This is a genomic window from Acidovorax soli (assembly GCF_014207955.1).
Lineage (GTDB): Bacteria > Pseudomonadota > Gammaproteobacteria > Burkholderiales > Burkholderiaceae_C > Acidovorax > Acidovorax soli_A.
Window position 1 is genome coordinate 1 of the sequence record NZ_JACHLK010000021.1, and the last position, 19,100, is coordinate 19,100.

17 protein-coding genes are annotated in these 19,100 nt (G+C 69.3%); 13 read left to right on the forward strand and 4 right to left on the reverse strand.

The features are described 5' to 3' along the window. The first annotated feature begins 331 nt into the window (after nucleotides 1–331). Nucleotides 332–2,074, forward strand: coding sequence for an ankyrin repeat domain-containing protein (locus HNP48_RS31315; protein WP_184864786.1), 1,743 nt, complete (start codon nucleotides 332–334; stop codon nucleotides 2,072–2,074). 54 nt (nucleotides 2,075–2,128) lie between these two features. Here HNP48_RS31315 and HNP48_RS31320 read toward each other — a convergent pair whose 3' ends face one another. Together HNP48_RS31320 and HNP48_RS31325 are read right to left on the reverse strand one after the other, a co-directional pair. After that, nucleotides 2,129–2,743, reverse strand: coding sequence for a hypothetical protein (locus tag HNP48_RS31320; protein ID WP_184864788.1), 615 nt, complete (start codon nucleotides 2,741–2,743; stop codon nucleotides 2,129–2,131). Nucleotides 2,744–2,890: 147 nt separating this feature from the next. Next, on the reverse strand, nucleotides 2,891–3,631 hold the full coding sequence (locus HNP48_RS31325; RefSeq protein WP_184864790.1) for a LuxR family transcriptional regulator: 741 nt from the start codon (nucleotides 3,629–3,631) through the stop codon (nucleotides 2,891–2,893). 190 nt (nucleotides 3,632–3,821) lie between these two features. Between HNP48_RS31325 and HNP48_RS31330 the strand changes: the two genes are divergently transcribed. After that, entirely contained in the window at nucleotides 3,822–4,850 is a 1,029-nt protein-coding gene (locus HNP48_RS31330) for a hypothetical protein (RefSeq protein WP_221480420.1), read from the forward strand. Between the two features lie 151 nt (nucleotides 4,851–5,001). Further along, on the forward strand, nucleotides 5,002–5,526 hold the full coding sequence (locus tag HNP48_RS31335; protein WP_184864794.1) for a hypothetical protein: 525 nt from the start codon (nucleotides 5,002–5,004) through the stop codon (nucleotides 5,524–5,526). Nucleotides 5,527–5,556: 30 nt separating this feature from the next. Here HNP48_RS31335 and HNP48_RS31340 read toward each other — a convergent pair whose 3' ends face one another. Together HNP48_RS31340 and HNP48_RS31345 are read right to left on the reverse strand one after the other, a co-directional pair. After that, entirely contained in the window at nucleotides 5,557–6,006 is a 450-nt protein-coding gene (locus tag HNP48_RS31340) for a YqiA/YcfP family alpha/beta fold hydrolase (protein WP_221480421.1), read from the reverse strand. A gap of 202 nt (nucleotides 6,007–6,208) precedes the next feature. Next, the gene (locus tag HNP48_RS31345) at nucleotides 6,209–6,568 is read right to left on the reverse strand and encodes a hypothetical protein (protein ID WP_184864798.1); all 360 of its coding nucleotides are present in this window, start codon (nucleotides 6,566–6,568) and stop codon (nucleotides 6,209–6,211) included. 116 nt (nucleotides 6,569–6,684) lie between these two features. Between HNP48_RS31345 and HNP48_RS31350 the strand changes: the two genes are divergently transcribed. The 10 genes from HNP48_RS31350 (at nucleotide 6,685) to HNP48_RS31395 (ending at nucleotide 19,092) form a co-directional block, all read left to right on the forward strand. Then, nucleotides 6,685–8,262 carry a glycine betaine ABC transporter substrate-binding protein gene (locus HNP48_RS31350; RefSeq protein ID WP_184864800.1) on the forward strand — a complete coding sequence of 526 codons (1,578 nt, stop codon included), beginning with the start codon at nucleotides 6,685–6,687 and terminating at the stop codon, nucleotides 8,260–8,262. 110 nt (nucleotides 8,263–8,372) lie between these two features. Continuing rightward, nucleotides 8,373–9,803, forward strand: a complete 1,431-nt coding sequence (locus HNP48_RS31355; protein ID WP_184864802.1) for an SMI1/KNR4 family protein — start codon at nucleotides 8,373–8,375, stop codon at nucleotides 9,801–9,803. 153 nt (nucleotides 9,804–9,956) lie between these two features. After that, complete coding sequence (locus tag HNP48_RS31360) at nucleotides 9,957–11,711, forward strand: methyl-accepting chemotaxis protein (protein WP_184864804.1); 1,755 nt, start codon at nucleotides 9,957–9,959, stop codon at nucleotides 11,709–11,711. Nucleotides 11,712–11,820: 109 nt separating this feature from the next. Then, nucleotides 11,821–12,924 carry a hypothetical protein gene (locus tag HNP48_RS31365; protein WP_184864806.1) on the forward strand — a complete coding sequence of 368 codons (1,104 nt, stop codon included), beginning with the start codon at nucleotides 11,821–11,823 and terminating at the stop codon, nucleotides 12,922–12,924. 248 nt (nucleotides 12,925–13,172) lie between these two features. Continuing rightward, complete coding sequence (locus tag HNP48_RS31370) at nucleotides 13,173–13,541, forward strand: hypothetical protein (protein ID WP_184864808.1); 369 nt, start codon at nucleotides 13,173–13,175, stop codon at nucleotides 13,539–13,541. 72 nt (nucleotides 13,542–13,613) lie between these two features. After that, a complete protein-coding gene (locus HNP48_RS31375; RefSeq protein ID WP_184864810.1) occupies nucleotides 13,614–14,561 on the forward strand; it encodes a TIGR03571 family LLM class oxidoreductase in 948 nt (315 codons plus the stop codon). A gap of 238 nt (nucleotides 14,562–14,799) precedes the next feature. Further along, on the forward strand, nucleotides 14,800–16,473 hold the full coding sequence (locus HNP48_RS31380) for a hypothetical protein (RefSeq protein ID WP_184864812.1): 1,674 nt from the start codon (nucleotides 14,800–14,802) through the stop codon (nucleotides 16,471–16,473). Between the two features lie 251 nt (nucleotides 16,474–16,724). Then, entirely contained in the window at nucleotides 16,725–18,554 is a 1,830-nt protein-coding gene (locus tag HNP48_RS31385; protein ID WP_184864814.1) for a hypothetical protein, read from the forward strand. A gap of 28 nt (nucleotides 18,555–18,582) precedes the next feature. Next, on the forward strand, nucleotides 18,583–18,885 hold the full coding sequence (locus tag HNP48_RS31390) for a YciI family protein (RefSeq protein ID WP_184864816.1): 303 nt from the start codon (nucleotides 18,583–18,585) through the stop codon (nucleotides 18,883–18,885). 36 nt (nucleotides 18,886–18,921) lie between these two features. Continuing rightward, the gene (locus HNP48_RS31395; RefSeq protein ID WP_184864818.1) at nucleotides 18,922–19,092 is read left to right on the forward strand and encodes a hypothetical protein; all 171 of its coding nucleotides are present in this window, start codon (nucleotides 18,922–18,924) and stop codon (nucleotides 19,090–19,092) included. The last annotated feature ends 8 nt before the right edge of the window (nucleotides 19,093–19,100 follow it).

Genomic DNA, 19,100 nt, shown 5'->3' on the forward strand with positions numbered 1-19,100 from the left:
TCAATCAAGGCTGCAGGATTGTATTTTGTTTTTTCTACACCCTCTTGGCGACGCAAAAGAAAGAAGGTGCGCCGCCGGGCGCACATCCCGGCCTCTGACCTCAAAACAAGAACAGCAGCACCCACACCCACAACAGCAAACACACATCCGCTATCATCCCCCCGCGCGGTTGCAAGCCGCCCCCGGGCCCGCGGGAAGGGTAGAACCCACTTGCAGAAGGCAGCACAGGACAACAAAGAGTCCGCGCTGCCTTCAACCACACGCCTATCCAACGCCTTTTGTGCAGCCGGATCTGCGGGCCATCGGCACCTGATGCACGGAGGTTTTCTTCATGACGACGACGCCCTACGGCAAGCGGCTTCCCGCCCGGCCCGACATCGGCCACCTCAAGAAACAGGCCAAGGATCTCCTGGCCCTGTACCGCACCCACGACACCACCAGCGAGCCCACGGCCTTCGAGCGCTTTCGCGCCGCCCTGCCCGCCGCCGCGGGCCAGGACGACGCCATCCTGATCGCCCAGGGCCTGCGCCTGCACGATGCGCAGTCGTGCATTGCGCGCGAATACGGCTTTGCCTCCTGGGCCGATCTGCAGGGATTTGTCACCGCACGCCGCGCCATGCTGGACGACAGCGGCGACCCGGCCCGGGCCCTGCTGCACTGGCTGGGCCTGGTGTATGCGGGCGACATCTCCGGCGGCATGAACCGCGCGCGGCCGGCCGTGGCCGTGCGCCTGCTGCAGGACAACCCGGCCCTGCTCTTGGGCGATGACCCGTACCTCGCCTGCGCTGTGGGCGACGAAGCCGTGCTGCGCCAGGCCACGGAGCGCGACCCGGGCTGGGTGCATCGCGCGGGCGGCCCGCTGCGGCTGCCGCCGCTGGTGGCCGTCACGCACTCGGCACTGTTGCAGTTGCCGGACTACCGCGAGCGGCTGCGCAACTGCGCGCGCCACCTGCTGGCTGCCGGCGCCTCGCCCGACCAGGCGGTGGGCAACCGCTGGCCCCCGGCCTCGCTGCAGGCGCCCGACGCGGCGCACCCGCTCTCGGCCCTGTACGGCGCCGCCGGCGGCAACCGCGACCCCGAACTCACGCAACTGCTGCTCGAAGCCGGCGCCGACCCCGACGACAACGAATCGCTGTACCACTCGCTCGACCGGCCCGAATGCACCCGGCTGCTGCTGGCCGCCGGCGCGCGCATCACCGGCACCAACGCCATGTACCGCGTGCTCGACCTCGATGACCTGGCCACCCTGCAACTGCTGCTGGCGCATGGCGGCGATGCCAACGAGGCGCCCGGCAGCGCGCCCGGCTCCGAATGGGGATCGCTGCTGCTGTGGGCCATCCGCCGGCGCCGCTCACCCGCGCACATCGCCGCCCTGCTGGCCGCAGGTGCCCGGCCCGATGTGCGCACGCAAGACGGCACGCCCGCCCGCACCGTGGCCCTGCGCTACGGCCTGACCGAGGTGGCGCAGTTGCTGCAGGACGCCACCGAGAAGGAAGGGCAAGGCAGTAGTAGCAGCAGCGCGCCGCTCGCTCCGGACGAAGCCTTCATCGCCGCCTGCGCGCGCGGCGACGAGCCGGCGGCCCGCGCCATCCAGGCCGCGCACCCTGGCATCCTCGGCACACTGGCCCCCGCCCAGCTGCGCCTGCTGCCCGAGCTGGCAGCAGCCCAGGGCTGTGGCGAAGCGGTGCGCACCATGGTGCACCTGGGCTGGCCCATCGAAACGCGCGGCGGCGACTGGGATGGCTCGGCCCTGAACCAGGCCGTGTTCCGCGGCGATGCGCCGCTCACCCGCTTCCTGCTCGAGCACGGTGCCGACTGGCGGGCCATGCACGGCTTTGGCGACAACGTGATCGGCACCCTGTCATGGGCCTCGATCAATGCGCCTGTGCCGGACGGCGACTGGGTCGGCTGCGCCCAGGCCCTGGTGGCCCACGGCATGCCCAGCGTGCGGCCTGACCCCGAGGGCCGGGACGACGGCGCGGTGCTGCTGGGCGGCACGCACCGCAGCCGCTTCTCGGAAGAGGTGGCCGACTACCTGCTGGGCGTGTCATCCCAGGCCGGCGCCAGACTCTGAACGGGCTGCGGCGCCCCTGCCAGCAGGCTTGCCCAGGCCTGCTGGCCTTTTGGCCTACTGGCAGGCCGTGGTCTGGTTGCCGTAGACCACGCTGCTGATGGGCATGTTGAAGTTGAAGCCCGCAGGCAGGTTGTTGATGGTGCCCACCACCAGCCGCTCGCCCCGCGCCAGCGGACGCACGCTGTACAGGCTCGAACTCGCCAGGTTCATGAGCGCCGTGTTGGGGTCCACCTCCGAGGGCTTGAGCGTCAGCGAATAGGCGGTCTGGTTGTGCACGAAGCGCCAGCCATAGAGCGAGAAGCTCCAGGGGTCCTGCGGCCCGTCATTGACCACCGAGGCCTGCACCGCGCGGTTGCCGGGGTCGACCTGCAGCATCAGCGTGCCCGCGCGCGCATTGGAGGCGAACACCGGCGCGTTGCACAGCAAGCCCGAGGCCGCCTGCTCGCTCACCTTGGTGGGCACGAAGGTCGCGGCATTGGGGTTCCACTGCACCTCCAGGATGTAGCGCCGGCCCGCGTACTCCACGTTGTTGATGCGCAGGTTCTGGCCATCCACCACCCCCACCTGGGAGCCGGCGAGATTGATCTGCACGCCCTGCGCCTGCACGGACAGGGGGCTCATCACGGCCAGAGCGGCCAGGCAAGTCAGTGCGGAAAAGGCTGTCTTCATGGAATTGACGTCTCTCAAAAATAGAAAGGAAAAAAGCTAACAAAGGCAATGAAGACCCGACCATATCGGCGCACCGCACGGGCATGAACTGTCAGATATGACAGTGGCCGCAACCGCTTGAACCGGGCACAGCCACCCGGGGCGGCTTCAGAACGGGCTGGGCTGGATCAACCCGAGCAGCAGCGCTCTTGCAATCGCATGCTGGCGGCTGAACACCCCGAGCTTCTGCGCCACCGTGTTGAGGTGGAAATTGGCCGTGCGCTCGGAGATGTGCAGCAGGCACGAGATCTCCCAAGAGGTCTTGCCATCGGCGGCCCAGCGCAGCACCTGCTGCTCGCGCGGGCTCAGCACCGGGCGCTGGGGCGGCATGGGGGCCAGGCGCCGCAAGGCCTCGTGCACATAGCTGGCCAGCAGGTGCGCATGGGCCTGGGCCTGGGCGATGTCGGCCTGGGCCGCGCGGCCCACGCGCGACACGGTGCCGCTGAAGATGCCCAGCTCGCCGTGGGGCGTGTGCAGCGGCACGCTCAGGCCGGTGCACAGCCCATGCTCGGCCGCCTCGCCCATGATGCGCCGGGCATCCGGTTCGGAGGCACCGCCCGGCACGCCATGCCACAGCACGGGCAGGATGTTGCGGCTGCAATAGCGGATCACCGGGTCGTGCGCATGGTAGGCCTGCGCCATGTAGTGGCCCGTCCAGCCCGGCGGGTAGCCATCAACCATCAGGATGCTCGACTGCGTGAAGTTCTCCGGCACACGCAGGGCGTAGACAAAATGCTCGAACCCCAGCGCCTGCGCCACCGTCTGCACGTGCCCGTGCAGGGTGGACAGATCGGGGCTGTGCAGCATCTGCACAAGCGACTCGGGAAATTGCGGCAGCAAGGGGTTCATGGGGCTGTGGGGCGCAACAAGGCGGCACCATTACATGCGCAAGCAGGCGTTCCAGAGATGTCCGAAATCGCGGCCAAGTATCCAAATGTTTCAAAAGACAGCACCGGCTACGCCGCAGGCGCTGCGTCCTACCCCGTGCACACCGCAGGCCCTACCGCGGCGCGCCACCGGCGGCTCCACCATGGAAAGCATGGTGACCACCCAGGCCACCGCCACCTTCAGGAGCTTCTTCACCATGCGCCATCCATTTCTCTCGCATACACGCCGCCTTGTGGCGGCCCCGATGTTTGCAGCGTCGGTGCTGGCGCTCGCCGCCGCACAGACCGCCCAGGCACAGGGCGGCTTCGGCAGCGCCAGCCCGGCCACGCCATCGACCGCCACCATCGGCAGCCCGGGCAACACCAGTGCCCCCAGCACCCCCGGCACGCCGAGCAGCAACAGCAGCATCGGCACCACCAGCATTCCCGGCAACATCCCCAGCGCCATACCGAGCAGCAGCAACAACAACACGGCCATCACCAGCAGCCCCAGCCCAGGCACAGTGCCCAGCACCACGGCGACGACCACAACCACCAGCAGCACGGCCACCACGCCCAGCAGCAACAGCAGCATCGGCAACACCAGCGTGCCGGGCAATATCCCGAGCGGCATACCGAGCAGCAGCATCGGCTCGCCGCCGGCTACCGGCAACACATCCGCTGTTCCAGGCAACACCGGCACCACCACAGGTAGCACGGGTACGACAGGCACCACGGGCACTGCGGGCAACGCTGGAACGGCCGGCAATCCCGCAGGCGGCGTGGCAGGCAGCACGGCCACGGGCGGCACCACAGGCGCCCCCGGCAGTGACACGGCCACGGGGGGCAACACCAACGGTGCCGGGCCTGCGCCCGGCGCAGCGGGTAGCACCAGCGGCACAGCCCCGGGGGCCAGCAGCGGGGTCAGCGCCGGCAACAGCGGCACCGGCCCGGGCAGCGTGGGCTCGGGCTCGGGTGGCACCACCAGCGCGGGCGCTCCCGGCAGCGCTGCCGGGGCCGCCGCCCCCGGTGCGGCAGCGGCCGGTGCAGGCATCGGTGCTGCCGGTAGCAGCCCTGGTGCCGGGACCGGTAGCGGCGGTGCTGCAGGCGCAGGCGTGGGTGCAGGCGCCCCCGGCGCTGGCGCAGGCGCAGGCAGCGCTGGCCCAGGTGCCGGTGCCGGTGCGGGCGCAGGTGCCCGCTGATACCCGGGTGCAGTAGCCATGCCCTCCGTGTGACAAATGCCAGGCAGTGAAGGAGCGCCCCCTACACTGTCACGACACAACAACACCTATGCCGCAGGCAATGCAGTCTTCATGGCTGCGGACCTGCGGCTTTGCATGCAGGGAGAGGGCCGTGGGTCACAAGAGCTTTGTGCGGCATGTCGCGGACGAAGGTTTGCCGGGTTGGCCGCTGGTGGCGGTCCACCTGGCCTGCCTGTCGGTGTTTGCCATTGCCGGCAGCATCGATCCAGGCCTGGGGATCTGGATATGCAAACTGGTGTTTCCGGCCAGGTTGCTGGAAGGCCCGGCAGGCGTGGACTACATCGCCTACCGGATGTCGCTGTATGCCGTTGCCAGTGCCCTGTCGCTCGTCCTGATCTTGGCGGTACTGCTGTTCGGTGTAAGGGAGTACCAGGGCCATGCGACGAACCGGCTGCCCCGCTGGCGGGCGATGCTGCTGGGCGGCGGCATCGGCGGCCTCTGCTGGCTGGGCTACCCGATGCTCGCCTTGAGCAATCTTCCCGCCATGACCAATGACCTGGGCTACTTCATTTTGACCGCCGTGGTGTCATCCAGCCTGCCATTGCTCATGAGCGCCTTCAGCTGGCGCTACGGCCGCCCACGAAAGATGGAAACAATCCGCCAAGTGCGCCTGTGAGCCTTGGCGGGCGCCCAAGGCCACCCACCCTCAACGCCCCCCACGCCGGCGCTCACGCAGCCAGTCCACCACGATGGCGTGGTAGGTGCGCCGCCAGCGGGCTTGCGAGAGGGCATGGTCGGCCTCCAGCAGCGTGTGCCGCACCAGGCTGCGCGCATTGCCGAAGGCCCAGGCATAGCTGTCGATCACCGGGCGCGGCACCACCTCGTCGTGCTCGGACTGCACCAGCAGCACATCGCCTTTGAAGGCGGTGCACGCTGCCAGCGCACGGTTGTTCTCGGGCGTGTGCATGGCGTGGCGGTAGGCGTCCACTTCGCGCCGGTCCAGGTCTTCCTTGGCGAGCAGCCAATCCGCATCGGGGTAGATCACCGGCGAGCGCAGCACCAGCCAATCAAACGGGTACATGCCCGCCAGCAACGCAGCCATGTAGCCGCCGTAGCTGAAGCCCAGCACCCCCATGCCGTCGGGGCGGGCGTGCACGCGCAGCATTTGGTCAGGGTCTGCTCACACTATTTTCGGGGTCGCGAAGGCCCTTGCCAGCGTGCCAATCTAGGCGCGTGACGCAGCGTGTGCTCTTGCACACGCAAGGAGCGCAACGACGAGTGGCGCGCCGGCAAGGGCCTTCCCTTCGGGTTGCCCGGCCTGGGGGCCGTCTGCGGCGTTGCCCGCGCTTGCAAGGTGCCTACCTTGCTGCGCGCGGGCGCCTGGCATCCAGCCCCCAGGCCGGGCAACGCGATCCCCGAAAGTAGTGTGAACAGACCCTATGCAGCGACTGGCGCAGGCTGTCCTCGCGGTTCACCTTGGCGCGCTCTGCCGCCGGCCAATAGGCATCGGGCAGGTGCGCGCGCCGCGTCTGCCAGCCCTCGGCGGCCAGGTCGTGGTCCAGCGCCTCGTACTGGGCCTGGCTATCGTCGTCCCAGCCGGGCAGCACCAGCAGCGCCGGGCGGTGGATGGTGTCCAGCACCGGGGGCGCCGTGCCGGCCATGTCCGCGCCATCGCGGGCAACCGTGTCGGTTTCGGGGAGGTGGGAGGTGGCATGCATGCCACCATGGTGGGGCGGCGCCCGGGGGTGCGCTGTCAGGCGGGTGGCATGCTGCGTGTCGGACAGGCGAGCAATGCGCACGGGGGCCGCCAAGTCAGCGCAGAATGGCCCGGATGATGAACGCAGCACATTCCTTGCGCGCCATAGCCATAGCCACAGCCACAGCCACAGCCACTGCACTCGCGCTGGCCGTTGTCGGCCTGGTGGCCGGCCCGGCACAGGCCGCCGAGTCCGTCTCCGTAGGCTCCAAGCGCTTCACCGAAAGCTACATCCTCGGCGAGGTCATCACCCAAGCGGCGCGGCAGGCGGGCGCCACGGCCGAACACCGCCAAGGCCTGGGCAATACCGCCGTCGTAGTGGAGGCACTCAAGACCGGCTCCATCGACCTCTACCCCGAATACCTGGGCACGGTGGAGCGCGAGATCCTCAAGCTGCCCACCGGCTCGCCGCGCGCGGCCATCGACGAGAAGCTGCGCGCCATGGGCCTGGCCATGGGCGTGCCACTGGGCTTTGCCAACGGCTATGCGCTGGCCGCCAGCGCCGAGGTGGCGCGCCAGCATGGCCTCACCACGCTGGGCGACCTGCGCAAGGCCCCGGACCTGCGCATTGCCATCTCGCAAGAGTTCCTGGGGCGTGAGGACGGCTGGCCCGGCCTGTCCCGCCGCTACCAGCTGCCGCAGCGTCCCACCTCCATCGACCATGGCCTGTCCTACCAGGCCTTGCAGTCCCAGCGCATCGACCTGACCGACATCTACACCACCGATGCGCGCATCGCCGACCTGGGCCTGGTGACGCTGCAGGACGATGCGAATTACTTCCCGCGCTACGACGCGGTGCTGCTCTACCGCGCCGACCTGCTCACGCGCGCACCCCAGGCCTGGCAGAAGATTGCGGCGCTCGAGGGCCGCATCGGCGTCACGCGCATGATCACCATGAACGCCCAGGCCGAGCTGCAGGGTCAGGCCTTCTCGGCGATTGCGGCCGGCTTTCTGGCCGGTTCCGCCCCACCTGCCGCCACGCCCGCCGCTGCAGCCAGCACGGCGGCGTCACCGCAGGCCCGCCCTTCCCTGTCCAGCGCCATTTTCGGCGGCGATTTCTGGCGCCTCACGGGCGACCACCTGTGGCTGGTGGCCGTATCGGTCGGCATTGCCGTGCTCATCGGCATCCCCCTGGGCACGCTGGCTGCGGCGCACGCCTGGCTGGGGCAAGGCGTACTGGGCCTGGTGGGCCTGCTGCAGACCATCCCCTCGCTGGCCCTGCTGGCCGCTCTCATCCCGCTGCTGGGCCGCATCGGCACCGTGCCGGCCATCGTCGCGCTCAGCCTGTATGCCCTGCTGCCCATCGTGCGCAACACCGCCGTGGGGCTGATGCAGGTGCCGCAGGGCACGCGCCAGGCCGCCGTGGCCCTGGGCATGACGCCCACGCAAAGCTGGCGCCTGGTGCTGCTGCCCCTGGCGCTGCCCGTCATCGTGGCCGGCATCAAGACCGCCACCGTGATGACGGTGGGCACGGCCACCATCGCCGCCTTCATCGGCGCGGGCGGCTATGGCGAGCGCATCGCCCAGGGGCTGGCGCTCAACGATGGCACCACCCTGCTGGCGGGCGCCATTCCCTCGGCCGGTCTGGCCATCGTCTTCCAGGTGGTGTTCGAAGTGGTGGAGCGGGTGTTCCGGCGGCAAGGCGGCGGAGCCTGAAAAGAACGCCTCCCGTGAATTCCGTCACAACGCCGCGTGCGAGCGCCCCTGTATCGGTGCTCCAATAGCCGCCTTGCGCCGCAGGGCGCTCCGCACCTTCGCACGCACGCATGACCACCTACACCTGCCTCTGGCTCGAAACCGCGCCCCAGCGCAAGAACACCGCCCCACTGCTCGTCCAGCTCACGCTCGAGCCCCACGGCTACGACGGCCAGGCCTACTGGAAGCGGCAGGAGGCACGCACCAGCGCCCACCAGTTCAAGATGGTGGAGGACCTGGCCTTTGCGCAAGATGGCGGGCCGCAGGCGCTGCTGCAGCGCTTTGCCGAACTGCGCCGCACGCTGGCCGATGCGGGCCTGCAGGAAGTGGTGGCGCCCGACCGGGTGTACTCGCCTGCCAGCCTGCGCGGCCAGCGGCCCAAGACGGCGGATGAATGCCGGATGGACCTGGCCGCGCTGCACACCGAGTGCGGCGACTTCGATGCCGCCCTGGCCCTGCTGCAGCAATGCCAGGGCAGCCGCGACGCCTGGTACTGGCACACCGCCGCGCGGCGCGCCCATGCCAACCGGGCGCGCGCCAACCCCGGCACGGCGCAGGCCGACGCCGACTGGGCCGCCGCGCTGGCGCATGCCGGCTTCATCATCGACAGCGCCGCCGCGCAGGGCGGCGACGTGTACCGCATGCACACCGGCGAGAAGGGCAGCAAGGGCTACCACTTTGGCGATGGCTATGCCAGTGCGCCGCCGCAGCTTGCCACCGCCGCGCAGACACGGGCCGAATACCTGCTGCACATGGCCGGCCAGCCCGGTGAGGCGCTAGCGGCCATTGCCATCTCCGACAGCACCAGCCACGGCACAAGGCAGATCGAGGAATACCGCGTCACCGCCCTGTTGCAGCTGGGCCGCAATGCCCAGGCCTACCAGGCGCACCGCACCTGGCAGCTGGACCTGCCCGAGGTGCTGGCCGACCCCGGCTACCAGGCCTTTGTGGCGCGCGAGGAAGGCGAGGCCAACGCGGCCGAGCGCGAGCGCCTGGCCGCCCTGCGCTTCGAGCTGGCCAGCGGCCAGCCCGCCACCGAGGCCGACCTGGCGCTGCTGCGCGAACGCTTTCCCCAGGCGCTGGAAGTCTCCGCCGCCTACCGGCAATGGCTCACCGCGCCCGGCCAGCCGCACCAGCTCAGCGTGGTGGACGGTGAGTACCGCCAGGACTACACCCGGTTCAGCGTGCGCGAGGCGCTGGACAAGCACGCCGAGCTGCTGGACTGGCTGGGCCTGCACGAGCACAGTTCGCCCGGGCTGGCCGCCGAGATCCGCCAGGCCATTGCCGACGACGGCATCACCCCCGCGCGCATGCTGCCCATCGTGGGCGATGCGGACGTGCCCGACTGCTTTTTGCTGCGCACCGACGGGCCCGATGCCGGCGCCGTGTACTTCTGGTCGCACGACCAGTGCGCGCTGTTCGAGCACATCGTCGACAACGCCGACCAGCTGTTCTCCTGGCTGCGCGCGCGCGCCGAGGCGGGCAACACCTTCTCCCTCTGATCCCCAGGCCCGCCGCCGCTTCTGCGTGGCGTGCGTGTCAAAAATCCCTTCGGGCAAACCGCCTTTCGCGGTAGGGTGCGCCAGGCGGCCGCCCTGTCGACGGATGCGGCATGCCGCTGTGCAGTCGTGCAACCTGCCCGAGGGAGAACCACCATGGACAAGATGACCATCGCCACCCGGCTCACGGTGGCCTTTGCAGCGATGGTGCTGCTGCTCATCGCACTGGGTGCCACCACCCTGGTGCGCTCGGCAGACCAGCGCTCCGAGCTCAACGACGTGCTCGATACGCGCGTGCCCATCACCAAGGCCCTGGGGGTGCTGGCCAACAGCGTGAACACCCAGGCCATCCAGTACCGCAACCTGGTGATCTTCAGCTCGGAGCCCATCACCAAGGCGGCGCTCGAGCAGATCAGCGCCGCGCGCTCTACCACGGCCGAGCAGTACAAGCTGCTGGACACGCTGATCTCCTCGCCCAAGGGCGAAGAGTTGCTGGCCAGCATGCTCAAGGCCCGTGCCGACTTCTACAGCCGCGGCGACGAGTTCCTGGCCCTGGTGCAAAAGGGCCAGAAGGACGAGGCCACCCGGCTGCTCGAAGAAAAGCTGCGCCCCATCCAGCTCGACTACCAGAAGACCCTGCGCGACCAGGTGGACTTCCAGGCGCAGCTCACCGACCAGTCCGGCAAGGAGGCCGAGGCCGCCGCCGCCGCCCTGCAGCGCGACGTCATGATCGCCGGGGCCCTGGCCATTGCGCTGGCCATCTTCCTGGCCATCACCATCATCCGCTCCATCACCCGCCCCCTGGCCCAGGCCGTGCAGGCCGCGGACCGCGTGGCCAGTGGCGACCTGAGCGGGCAGATCAGCGTGCAATCGCGCGACGAAACAGGAAAGCTGCTCTCGGCGCTGGAGTACATGCGCCAGAACCTGGCCCGCGTGGTCACCGGCGTGCGCGGCAACGCCGAAAGCGTGGCCTCGGCCAGCGCCCAGATTGCCTCGGGCAACAACGACCTGAGCGCCCGCACCGAACAGCAGGCCTCGGCGCTGGAAGAAACCGCAGCCTCCATGGAAGAGCTGGGCTCCACCGTGCGCCAGAACGCCGACAACGCGCGCCAGGCCAACCAGTTGGCGCTGAGCGCCTCCACCGTGGCCGTGCAAGGCGGTGACGTCGTGGCCGAAGTGGTCGAGACCATGAAAGGCATCAACGCCAGCAGCAGCAAGATCGCCGACATCATCAGCGTCATCGACGGCATCGCCTTCCAGACCAACATCCTGGCGCTCAATGCGGCGGTGGAAGCCGCGCGCGCAGGCGAACAAGGCCGCGGCTTTGCCGTGGTGGCCGGCGAAGTGCGCAGCCTGGCCCAGCGCAGCGCAGAGGCCGCCAAGGAAATCAAGAGCCTGATCACGGCCAGCGTCGAGCGCGTGGAGCAAGGCACCCTGCTGGTGGACAAGGCCGGGGCCACCATGACCGAAGTGGTGGCCTCCATCCGGCGCGTGACCGACATCATGGGCGAGATCAGCGCGGCCAGCAGCGAACAAAGCGCAGGCGTGGGCCAGGTGGGAGAAGCGGTCACGCAGATGGACCAGGCCACGCAGCAGAACGCAGCCCTGGTGGAAGAAATGGCGGCGGCAGCGAGCAGCCTGAACAGCCAGGCGGGCGAGCTGGTCAACGCGGTGGCGGTGTTCCGGCTGGCGCACGATGGCGAAATCAGCCACCGCAGCCCGCCACCGCCGGCCCGACCCACCCGCGCAGCCACGGCCAGCAAGCCACCGGCCCTTGCACGTGCCGCGGCCAGGGTGGCCCACACCGCCAAGGCACCAGCCCCTGCGCCCCTCACCGCCCGACCCTTGGCGGCGCCCCCCGTGGCCCGCGCCGCCGCCAAGGGTGGCGACGATGAGTGGGAAAGCTTCTGACGCAAACGCCGGGCCGAGGCAGTGCGGGCCAGGGCCGGCCCGATTGGGGGATTGCGCCCCGCAGCGGGCACGTGCCTAGAATGGTTTTTCCCGCATTGCCGCAGCCAGCATGAGCCTTCGCCCCTCCATCACCCGCCCCCTCGTCTCGCGCTGGCTGCTGGCCTGTGCAGCATGGCTGCTCGGCAGCACCATGGTGCCGGCGCTGGCCACCACCATCAGCGCAGGGTACGAGCATGCGTGCTCAGTCTCCGATGCCGGCCTGCCCACCTGCTGGGGCAGCGTGCCGGTGGATCCGGCACTGGCCACCACCCGCATGCTGGACATCCAGGCAGGCAACGGCTTCAGCTGTGCACTGTCGGCCGAGGGCACCGTGCATTGCTGGGGCCCGAGGAACGAGTACCGCCAGCGGGGCCTGAACTACGACGGCAGGAACGCCATCTGGCCCATGGCCTTGCGCCAGGGCACCGAACAGAGCAGGCTCTACGCCACGCAGATCGCGGCAGGCATGCGGCATGCCTGCGCACTCATGCAGGCTGGCGACGTGGCGTGCTGGGGCGATGCGGGCCAGGGCCAGATGGGGCTGCAGGCGCCCGCCGTCATGACCACCGAGTCCGCCCTGCGCGTCCCCGGCCTGTCCGATGCGGTGCGCATCGCCGCAGGCAATAGCAGCACCTGCGCGGTGCTGCGGACCGGCACGGTGTGGTGCGTTGGCGCGGGCAGCCTGCTGGCAGGCGCGCAGGACGATCCGCGCACGCCCCGGCAGTTGCCCGGCGTCCAGGATGCCGTGGACGTCGCCCTCTTCGACGGCCACGCCTGCGTGCTGCGCAGCGCCGGCAAGGTCGCCTGCTGGGGCCGCAACCTGTTTGGCGAGCTGGGCGTGCCGGCCCATGCAGGCACGGTGACCACCCCGGTGGACGTGCCCGGCCTGGGCCCTGGGGCCAAAGCGGTCGCGGTGGGCTACGGCTTCAGCTGCGCCCTGCTGCTGGACGGCCGCGTCCAGTGTTGGGGCGACCACTCCAAGGGCCAGTTGGGCACCGGCTACGTGCCCAACCAGACGGGTGCGGTCTATGTGCAGGTGGTCGGCATCACCGACGCCGTGGCCATCAGTGCCGGCCTGGAGCACGCCTGTGCCGTGCTGGACGGCGGCTATGCGCAATGCTGGGGCAAGGGCCCTGCCCTGGGCCACAACCTGTGCTACAGCTATGGCGCATAGGGCGTGTCATCACTCATTTCACCCCCGCGAAAGCCTGCAGCGCGGTGCAGTGCAAGGCGCCCTGAGTGCCGCGTAGCACCGCTACGCAAGCGAAGGGCAACGCCGCAATGTGCCGCGCTGCAGGCTTTCCCTTCGGGCTGGCCCCGGCATGCGGCGTCTGCTTTGTCGCTCGGCTTGCCCATAGTCCACTATGGGCTGCGCCGCGCTTCGCGCATCCATCCGCATGCCGGGGCCAGCGCGGGGGTGAAATGAATGATGACACGCCCTACGACCCGAACACGGGCTACCTGCCCTACAAGAACCCCGACTTCAACCTGGCCATCTGTGCACCGCCCCAATCCTTCACCCCCTTCGCCGTGAGCGCGCTGCGGCCCCACAACGACGCGGCGCTGGTCATGGACTGGGCGGAACGCGCCCTGCCACAGATCTTTCCCGCCGGGCAGCGGGTCATGGCCGACCACCCCGTGAATTTCCGCTACCGTGTCTACCCCGGTGGGCATGCCCTGGGCGTCAACGACCACGGCACCCCGCACCTGATGTACATGGGCCCCGACACCAACGGACAGCTGCGGGACCTGGGCCGGCTGGCCCCCTGGGCGCGCGAGGCGCGCAAATAGGGCCCGCCCCGCCAGGCAGGGGCATTGCCGCCGCCCGGGCACACGGCGGCTGTTCGCCCTATCCTCCACGCCATGTCTTCGCCTTCCTTCAACGCCGGCCACACGCAGGTCTTCCAAACCGGGCGACTCACGCTCGGTTTCATGACCCCCTTTGGCCACCATGGCGGTGCCATGGCCGACCTGCATGCCAACACGCGCCTGGCCGCGCTGGCCGATGACCTGGGCTTTGCCGCCCTGTGGGCGCGCGATGTGCCGCTGATGGTCCCCCAGGGCAGCGACAACACCGCCAGCGCGCTCGACGATCCTTTTCTGTGGCTGGCTGCGCTGGCCGCCTCCACGCGCCGCATCGCCATCGGCGCGGCCGCCATCGTGCTGCCGCTGCGCCACCCGCTGCATGTGGCCAAGGCGGCGTTGTCGCTGGACCGCATCAGCGGCGGCCGTTTCATCCTGGGCATGGGCTCGGGCGACCGGCCCGAGGAGTTCGCCTCGTTCGGCGAAAGCCTGGACGCGCGGGGCGAGGCCTTTCGCAGCCGCTGGCCGCTGGTGCGCGCCGCGCTGTCGCCCGATGCCGATCAACGGCAGGCGCTGCTCGATGCCACCGGCGGCTATGACTTGATGCCGCCGCCTGCGGCGCGCATCCCCATGGTGGTGGTCGGGTCGGCCCGGCAATCATTGCAATGGACGGCCGCCCACGCCGACGCCTGGGCCAGCTACCACCGCGAGGAGGGGCGCCAGCAGGGCCGCATCCACCTGTGGCAGCAGGCGCTGGACCAGAAGGCCGGCGGCGAACGCAAGCCCTTCATCCAGTCCGTGCAGCTCGACCTGCTGGCCGACCCGGCAGCCCCCGCCGAGCCGCTGGAGCTGGGCCTGCGCACCGGGCGCAATGAACTCATCGCCTACCTGCAGCGCCTGCATGCCATGGGCGTGGGCCACGTGCTGTTCAACCTGGCGCAGCGCCAGGGCCGCGCGCCGGACGAGGTGCTGCGCGAGATAGGGCAAGAGGTGCTGCCCCGGCTGTGACGGCCCCATGCGAATGGGCATGGGATCGCAGGGCCAGGCGGGCTGCCCATGGAGACAAAACCCTGCAGCACCCGCATGCCCCGGCCATCACCCGGGCCATGCGCGGCCGCGTGCCGGGGCTGGCCTGCAATGACAAAGCGCCGATGGAGGCTTTTCGGGGCTTGTCCGGACACAGCAAGCCCACACAGGCGCTACCATGGCGGTGCGCTTACAAACTTTCACAAAAAGGAATTCACCCATGGCCATCGTCACAGTGGAAGGCACGAAAAACCTCATCAAGCTCGCCATCGGCATGTTTGGCATTGCGCCGGGCCAGTCCTACCTGAAGCTGATGAAGGAGGCGATGGAGGCCGGCAGCACGCTCCTTCAGCTGGCCACCACGCTGGCTGCCACCGACAAATTCCAGGCCACCTATCCCGATCGCATGGCGTCCAGCGATTTCATCGAGGTCTTCTCCGCCAAGTTCCTCGCCCCGCTGGGCATGGCCTCCGCACAGTACCAGTGGCTGCGCACCTGGGCAGAAAACAGCTACCAAGGTGGCAAAACGGCCGCGCACATCATCGTGGAGGCCCTGCAAGCGCTCGATGCGGCCACCCACCCAGGGTTCGCTCCGGCCAAGGCCGTGCTCAACAACCAGACCGAGGTGGCCTACTACCACGCCGAGCTCCTGGTCAGTACCGAGACCGACTTCACCAAGCTGGCCCAGGTACTGGTGGGCGTGACCGCCGACCCCGCCACAGTGGAGCCTGCCAAGATCCGGCTCAACCCAGCGCCACCGCCGCCCGAGGACGCGCCTGCGCCGCCGCCGCCACCACCACCACCGGCAACGCCCACCGTCACACTCACTGGGACGACCGACACCCACACGCTCACCACGGGGGACGACTGGGTCGATGCCCCCGTAGGCACGCTGCAAACTGGCGATCAGATTGACGGCCTGGGCGGCAACGACAAGCTCACGGCCACCATGGCCAGCGCCGCCATTGCGCCCACCATCACCAACGTCGAAACCATCGCGCTGACCGTCAACAGCAGCAGCCAACTGGATGCGAGCAACGTGACGGGCGTGACCAAATACACCCTCACTGGTCCGGGAAACTTCACGTTTTCTGCAGGCAACATCGCCGGGGGCGTGGAGATCGATGCCTCGGCCCTCACGGGCAACCTGGCCATCACGGGCTCCGTCCTGGGTGCCGTGACCATCAAGGGCGGTTCGGGCAACGACACCCTCAAGGGCAGCAACGCGGCCGACACGCTGGTGGGCGGCGGTGGGGACGACACCATCCAGCTGGGCGCGGTGAGCTTTCTGCCCAGCGGCACGGGGGCCGACACCATCACCACCGGCACGGGCAACGATGTGGTGCGCTTTGTGGCCAGTGTGTCCGCCGGCACGGGCGCCGCGACCAACTACACCGCGTTCGCGCACATCACCGATTTCGCGCTGGCCTCCGATCAACTGGCCTTCAGTGCCAATGACACCAGCTTCACGCACTCCGTCGCCAACGGCCTGGCCAAAGGTGCCGCCGCGCAGGCGCTGGATCCAGGTGACGCCATGGTGGTGCAGACGGTGGCGAAAGACACCTCGGCCACCGCTGCCACCGATGTGTCGTTCATCAAGCTGACCACCGCCGTCGCGTTCACCACCGATGTCAAGGGCACTTTTGCGGCAGCCCTGGGCACGGCCGTCATCGACACCCTGGCGGCCAACGGCAACTACCTGGTATCGGCCTACGACACCACCAACTCGCGCATGGTGCTGGCCGTGGTGAATGTGGGCAGCAACACGGGTGGCGATACCAACCTGGCCAGCAGCGACTTCACCAACGCAGGCATTTCGGTGGTCGGCGTGCTCACCATGAGCGCGACCGACTACGCGAACTTCGGTGCCGGCCAGCTCGCCGCAGCATTCTGACGGCCCGGGCACCGGCTGGCCGGCCCTGCCACAGAGAGGTGAAGGCCGCAGAATGAGGCGGCGCGGCCCCTGGGCCGCGCCAACATTCTGTTGCCTTCAAAAGCTCGACCGCTCCCCCGGTTTGCGGCATTCTCCATTGCGCCGCCATGTTCGTGCGGGTATCCATGCATGCACACGCTCATGCATGCGCACCCAGCGCCCGAACCGGCAGGCACTACAAGAATCAATGCACTCCTGGGAGATCCTCGTCCATGCCATTGGCGCACACCGCCCTTTACACGCCGCGGGCCACCGGCCCGCTGTCCATTGCCGCGCTCTCCAACGACCGCATGCTCATCGTCTACGGCGGCCGGCACCCCGATGACAGCGATGGCGACGCCATCATCGGCCGCATTGCAGACCGCAGCACCGGCACGCTGGCCGGGGGCGATTTCGTCGTCAACACGGCCACGCAGAACCACCAGTACGGCGCCCATGCCGAGACGGCTGCCGATGGCACGGTGCTGGTGACCTGGCAGCCGAACAGCAGCAACGCCATCCTGGCCCAGCGCTTTGGCGCAGACGGCGCGCGCATTGGCAGTGAGCAGACCCTCATCGGCAACCGCGAAGGCATCTCGGGCATCAACGCACTGGCCCTGGCCCATGGCAAGGTCTTTGTCTCGTGGGGGCAGTACGCGAGCAGCGCTGCCACCTACGGCGGCCTGTACGACGCAACCGGCGCCGCCATGGGGACGCCCACGGCCTATGCCACCAACAGCCTTTTCTTTGCGGTGGACGCCACGCGCTTTGCCGGCCTGCGCACCACGAGCACGACCGACTTCACCGGTGCAGTCAACTGGCTGCAGTTCTACAGCGCCGACACGGGCGCCCCCATCGGCGCGGAGATCAACCTCGGCGTGCATGCCGGGCGCGCCCTCATCCACGCGCTGGGCGACGGGCGCCTGCTGCAGCTCACCAGCAGCCGTGGCACGGGCCCCAACACCAACGACAGCATCGACGTGCAGGGCCAGTTCCTCGACGCACAGGGTGCCCCCCAGGGCAACGCATTCGTGGTCAACACGGCCGGTGCCACGGGCAGCCAGAGCCCGCAGGCCGTGCAGGCGCTGGCAGACGGCCGCTTCGTCGTGTTCTGGAGCACGGTCGATGTGCAGGGCAACCTGGGCGGCGAGATCCGGGGCCAGATCTTCCACGCCAATGGCAGCAAGTTCGGCGGCGAGATCCTGGTGGACGCGCACTCCTACGTGCGCATCGTGGACAAGACCTTCTCCGTCGGCACGGCCACACAGGCCTTTGCCGACGGCAGCTTCGCCATCGGCTGGACGGCGGGCGACGGCGCCTACATCTCCGCCTTCGACGAGCTGGGCACCATCGCCACCACCACCGCCCATGTGCAGACCACGCTCACCGGCACCGCCGGCGCCGACACCCTGGCCGCGGCCGCAGGCGTGCGCACGCGCTTTGTCTCGCAGGGCGGTGCCGACCAGATCAGCGGCAGCAGCAACATCGACACCGTGGTGCTCGACACCCCCTACGCCAGCCTGCAGGCCCTGGGCCTGCTGCACCGCAGTGACGGGGCCATCGTCTTCACCCCCGTCGGCGGCAGCGCCGGCACGCCGGCCACCCTGCGCGGCGTGGAGCGCATCGAGCTCAAGGACACACTGCTCGCCTACGACACGGCCCTGCCCCACCTGGGCGTGACCGAAGGCGGCCATGTGGGCCAGGCCTTCACGCTGTTCAGCGCCCTCACCGACCGCAGCCCCGACCGGCATGAGCTATCGGTCTGGGTGCGCAAGGCCGACGAACTGGGCAGCTACAACGCCCTGGCGCAGAACATGGTCGACACCCTGCTGCCCGGCACGGACAACGCCGCCCTGGTGCGCCTGGTGGGCTCCAACCTGCTCAACACGCCCGTGGACGAGGCCTTCGTGGCCCAGTTCTCGGCCATGGTGGGCACCGACAAGCCCTTTGCCACCGCCGCCACGCTCATCGCCGCAGCCGCCGCCCTGCCCCTGGCCACCGACCCGCTGGTGACCCTGGTGGGCGGCATGCAGCAGCTGTCGCTCGAGGTGTTCGCGCTGTGAACGCCCCACAAGCAAGAAGCAACACACCATGAACGAATACATCCTGCTCATGCACGAAGACGCCAGCGACGCCGCGGCCGCCAACGACCCGCAGCGCTGGGGCGACTACCTCACCCAGCTGCGCGCCAGCGGCCAGTTCGACGGTGGCAGTGCCATCGGCGCGGGCGAGCGCCTGCGCAAGGGCCAGCCCGGCCAGGCGCTCAGCGGCGCGCCGAGCGGCTTCATCCGCGTGCGCGCCGACAGCCTGGAGGCCGCCAGGCGCTTTCTGGCCGGCAACCCCGTCTATGAGGCCGGCGGCACCGTGGACCTGCGCGAGCTGCCGCGCACCTGAGCCAGGGCAACGGCGCACCCCAAGGAGGCACCCGCAATGAAACCCAGGCACTACGCCCTGCTGATCTTCGCAGCCATCCTCGCGCCCCCCGCACTGTACTTCTCGGGCCATGCCATGGCGGCCGGCGCCGTGCTGCTGCTGACCTTCGTGCTCGAAGTGATCGCCTCGGTCACCACGGGCAAGCAGGGCAACGATACCGAGCACTGAGCAGCCAC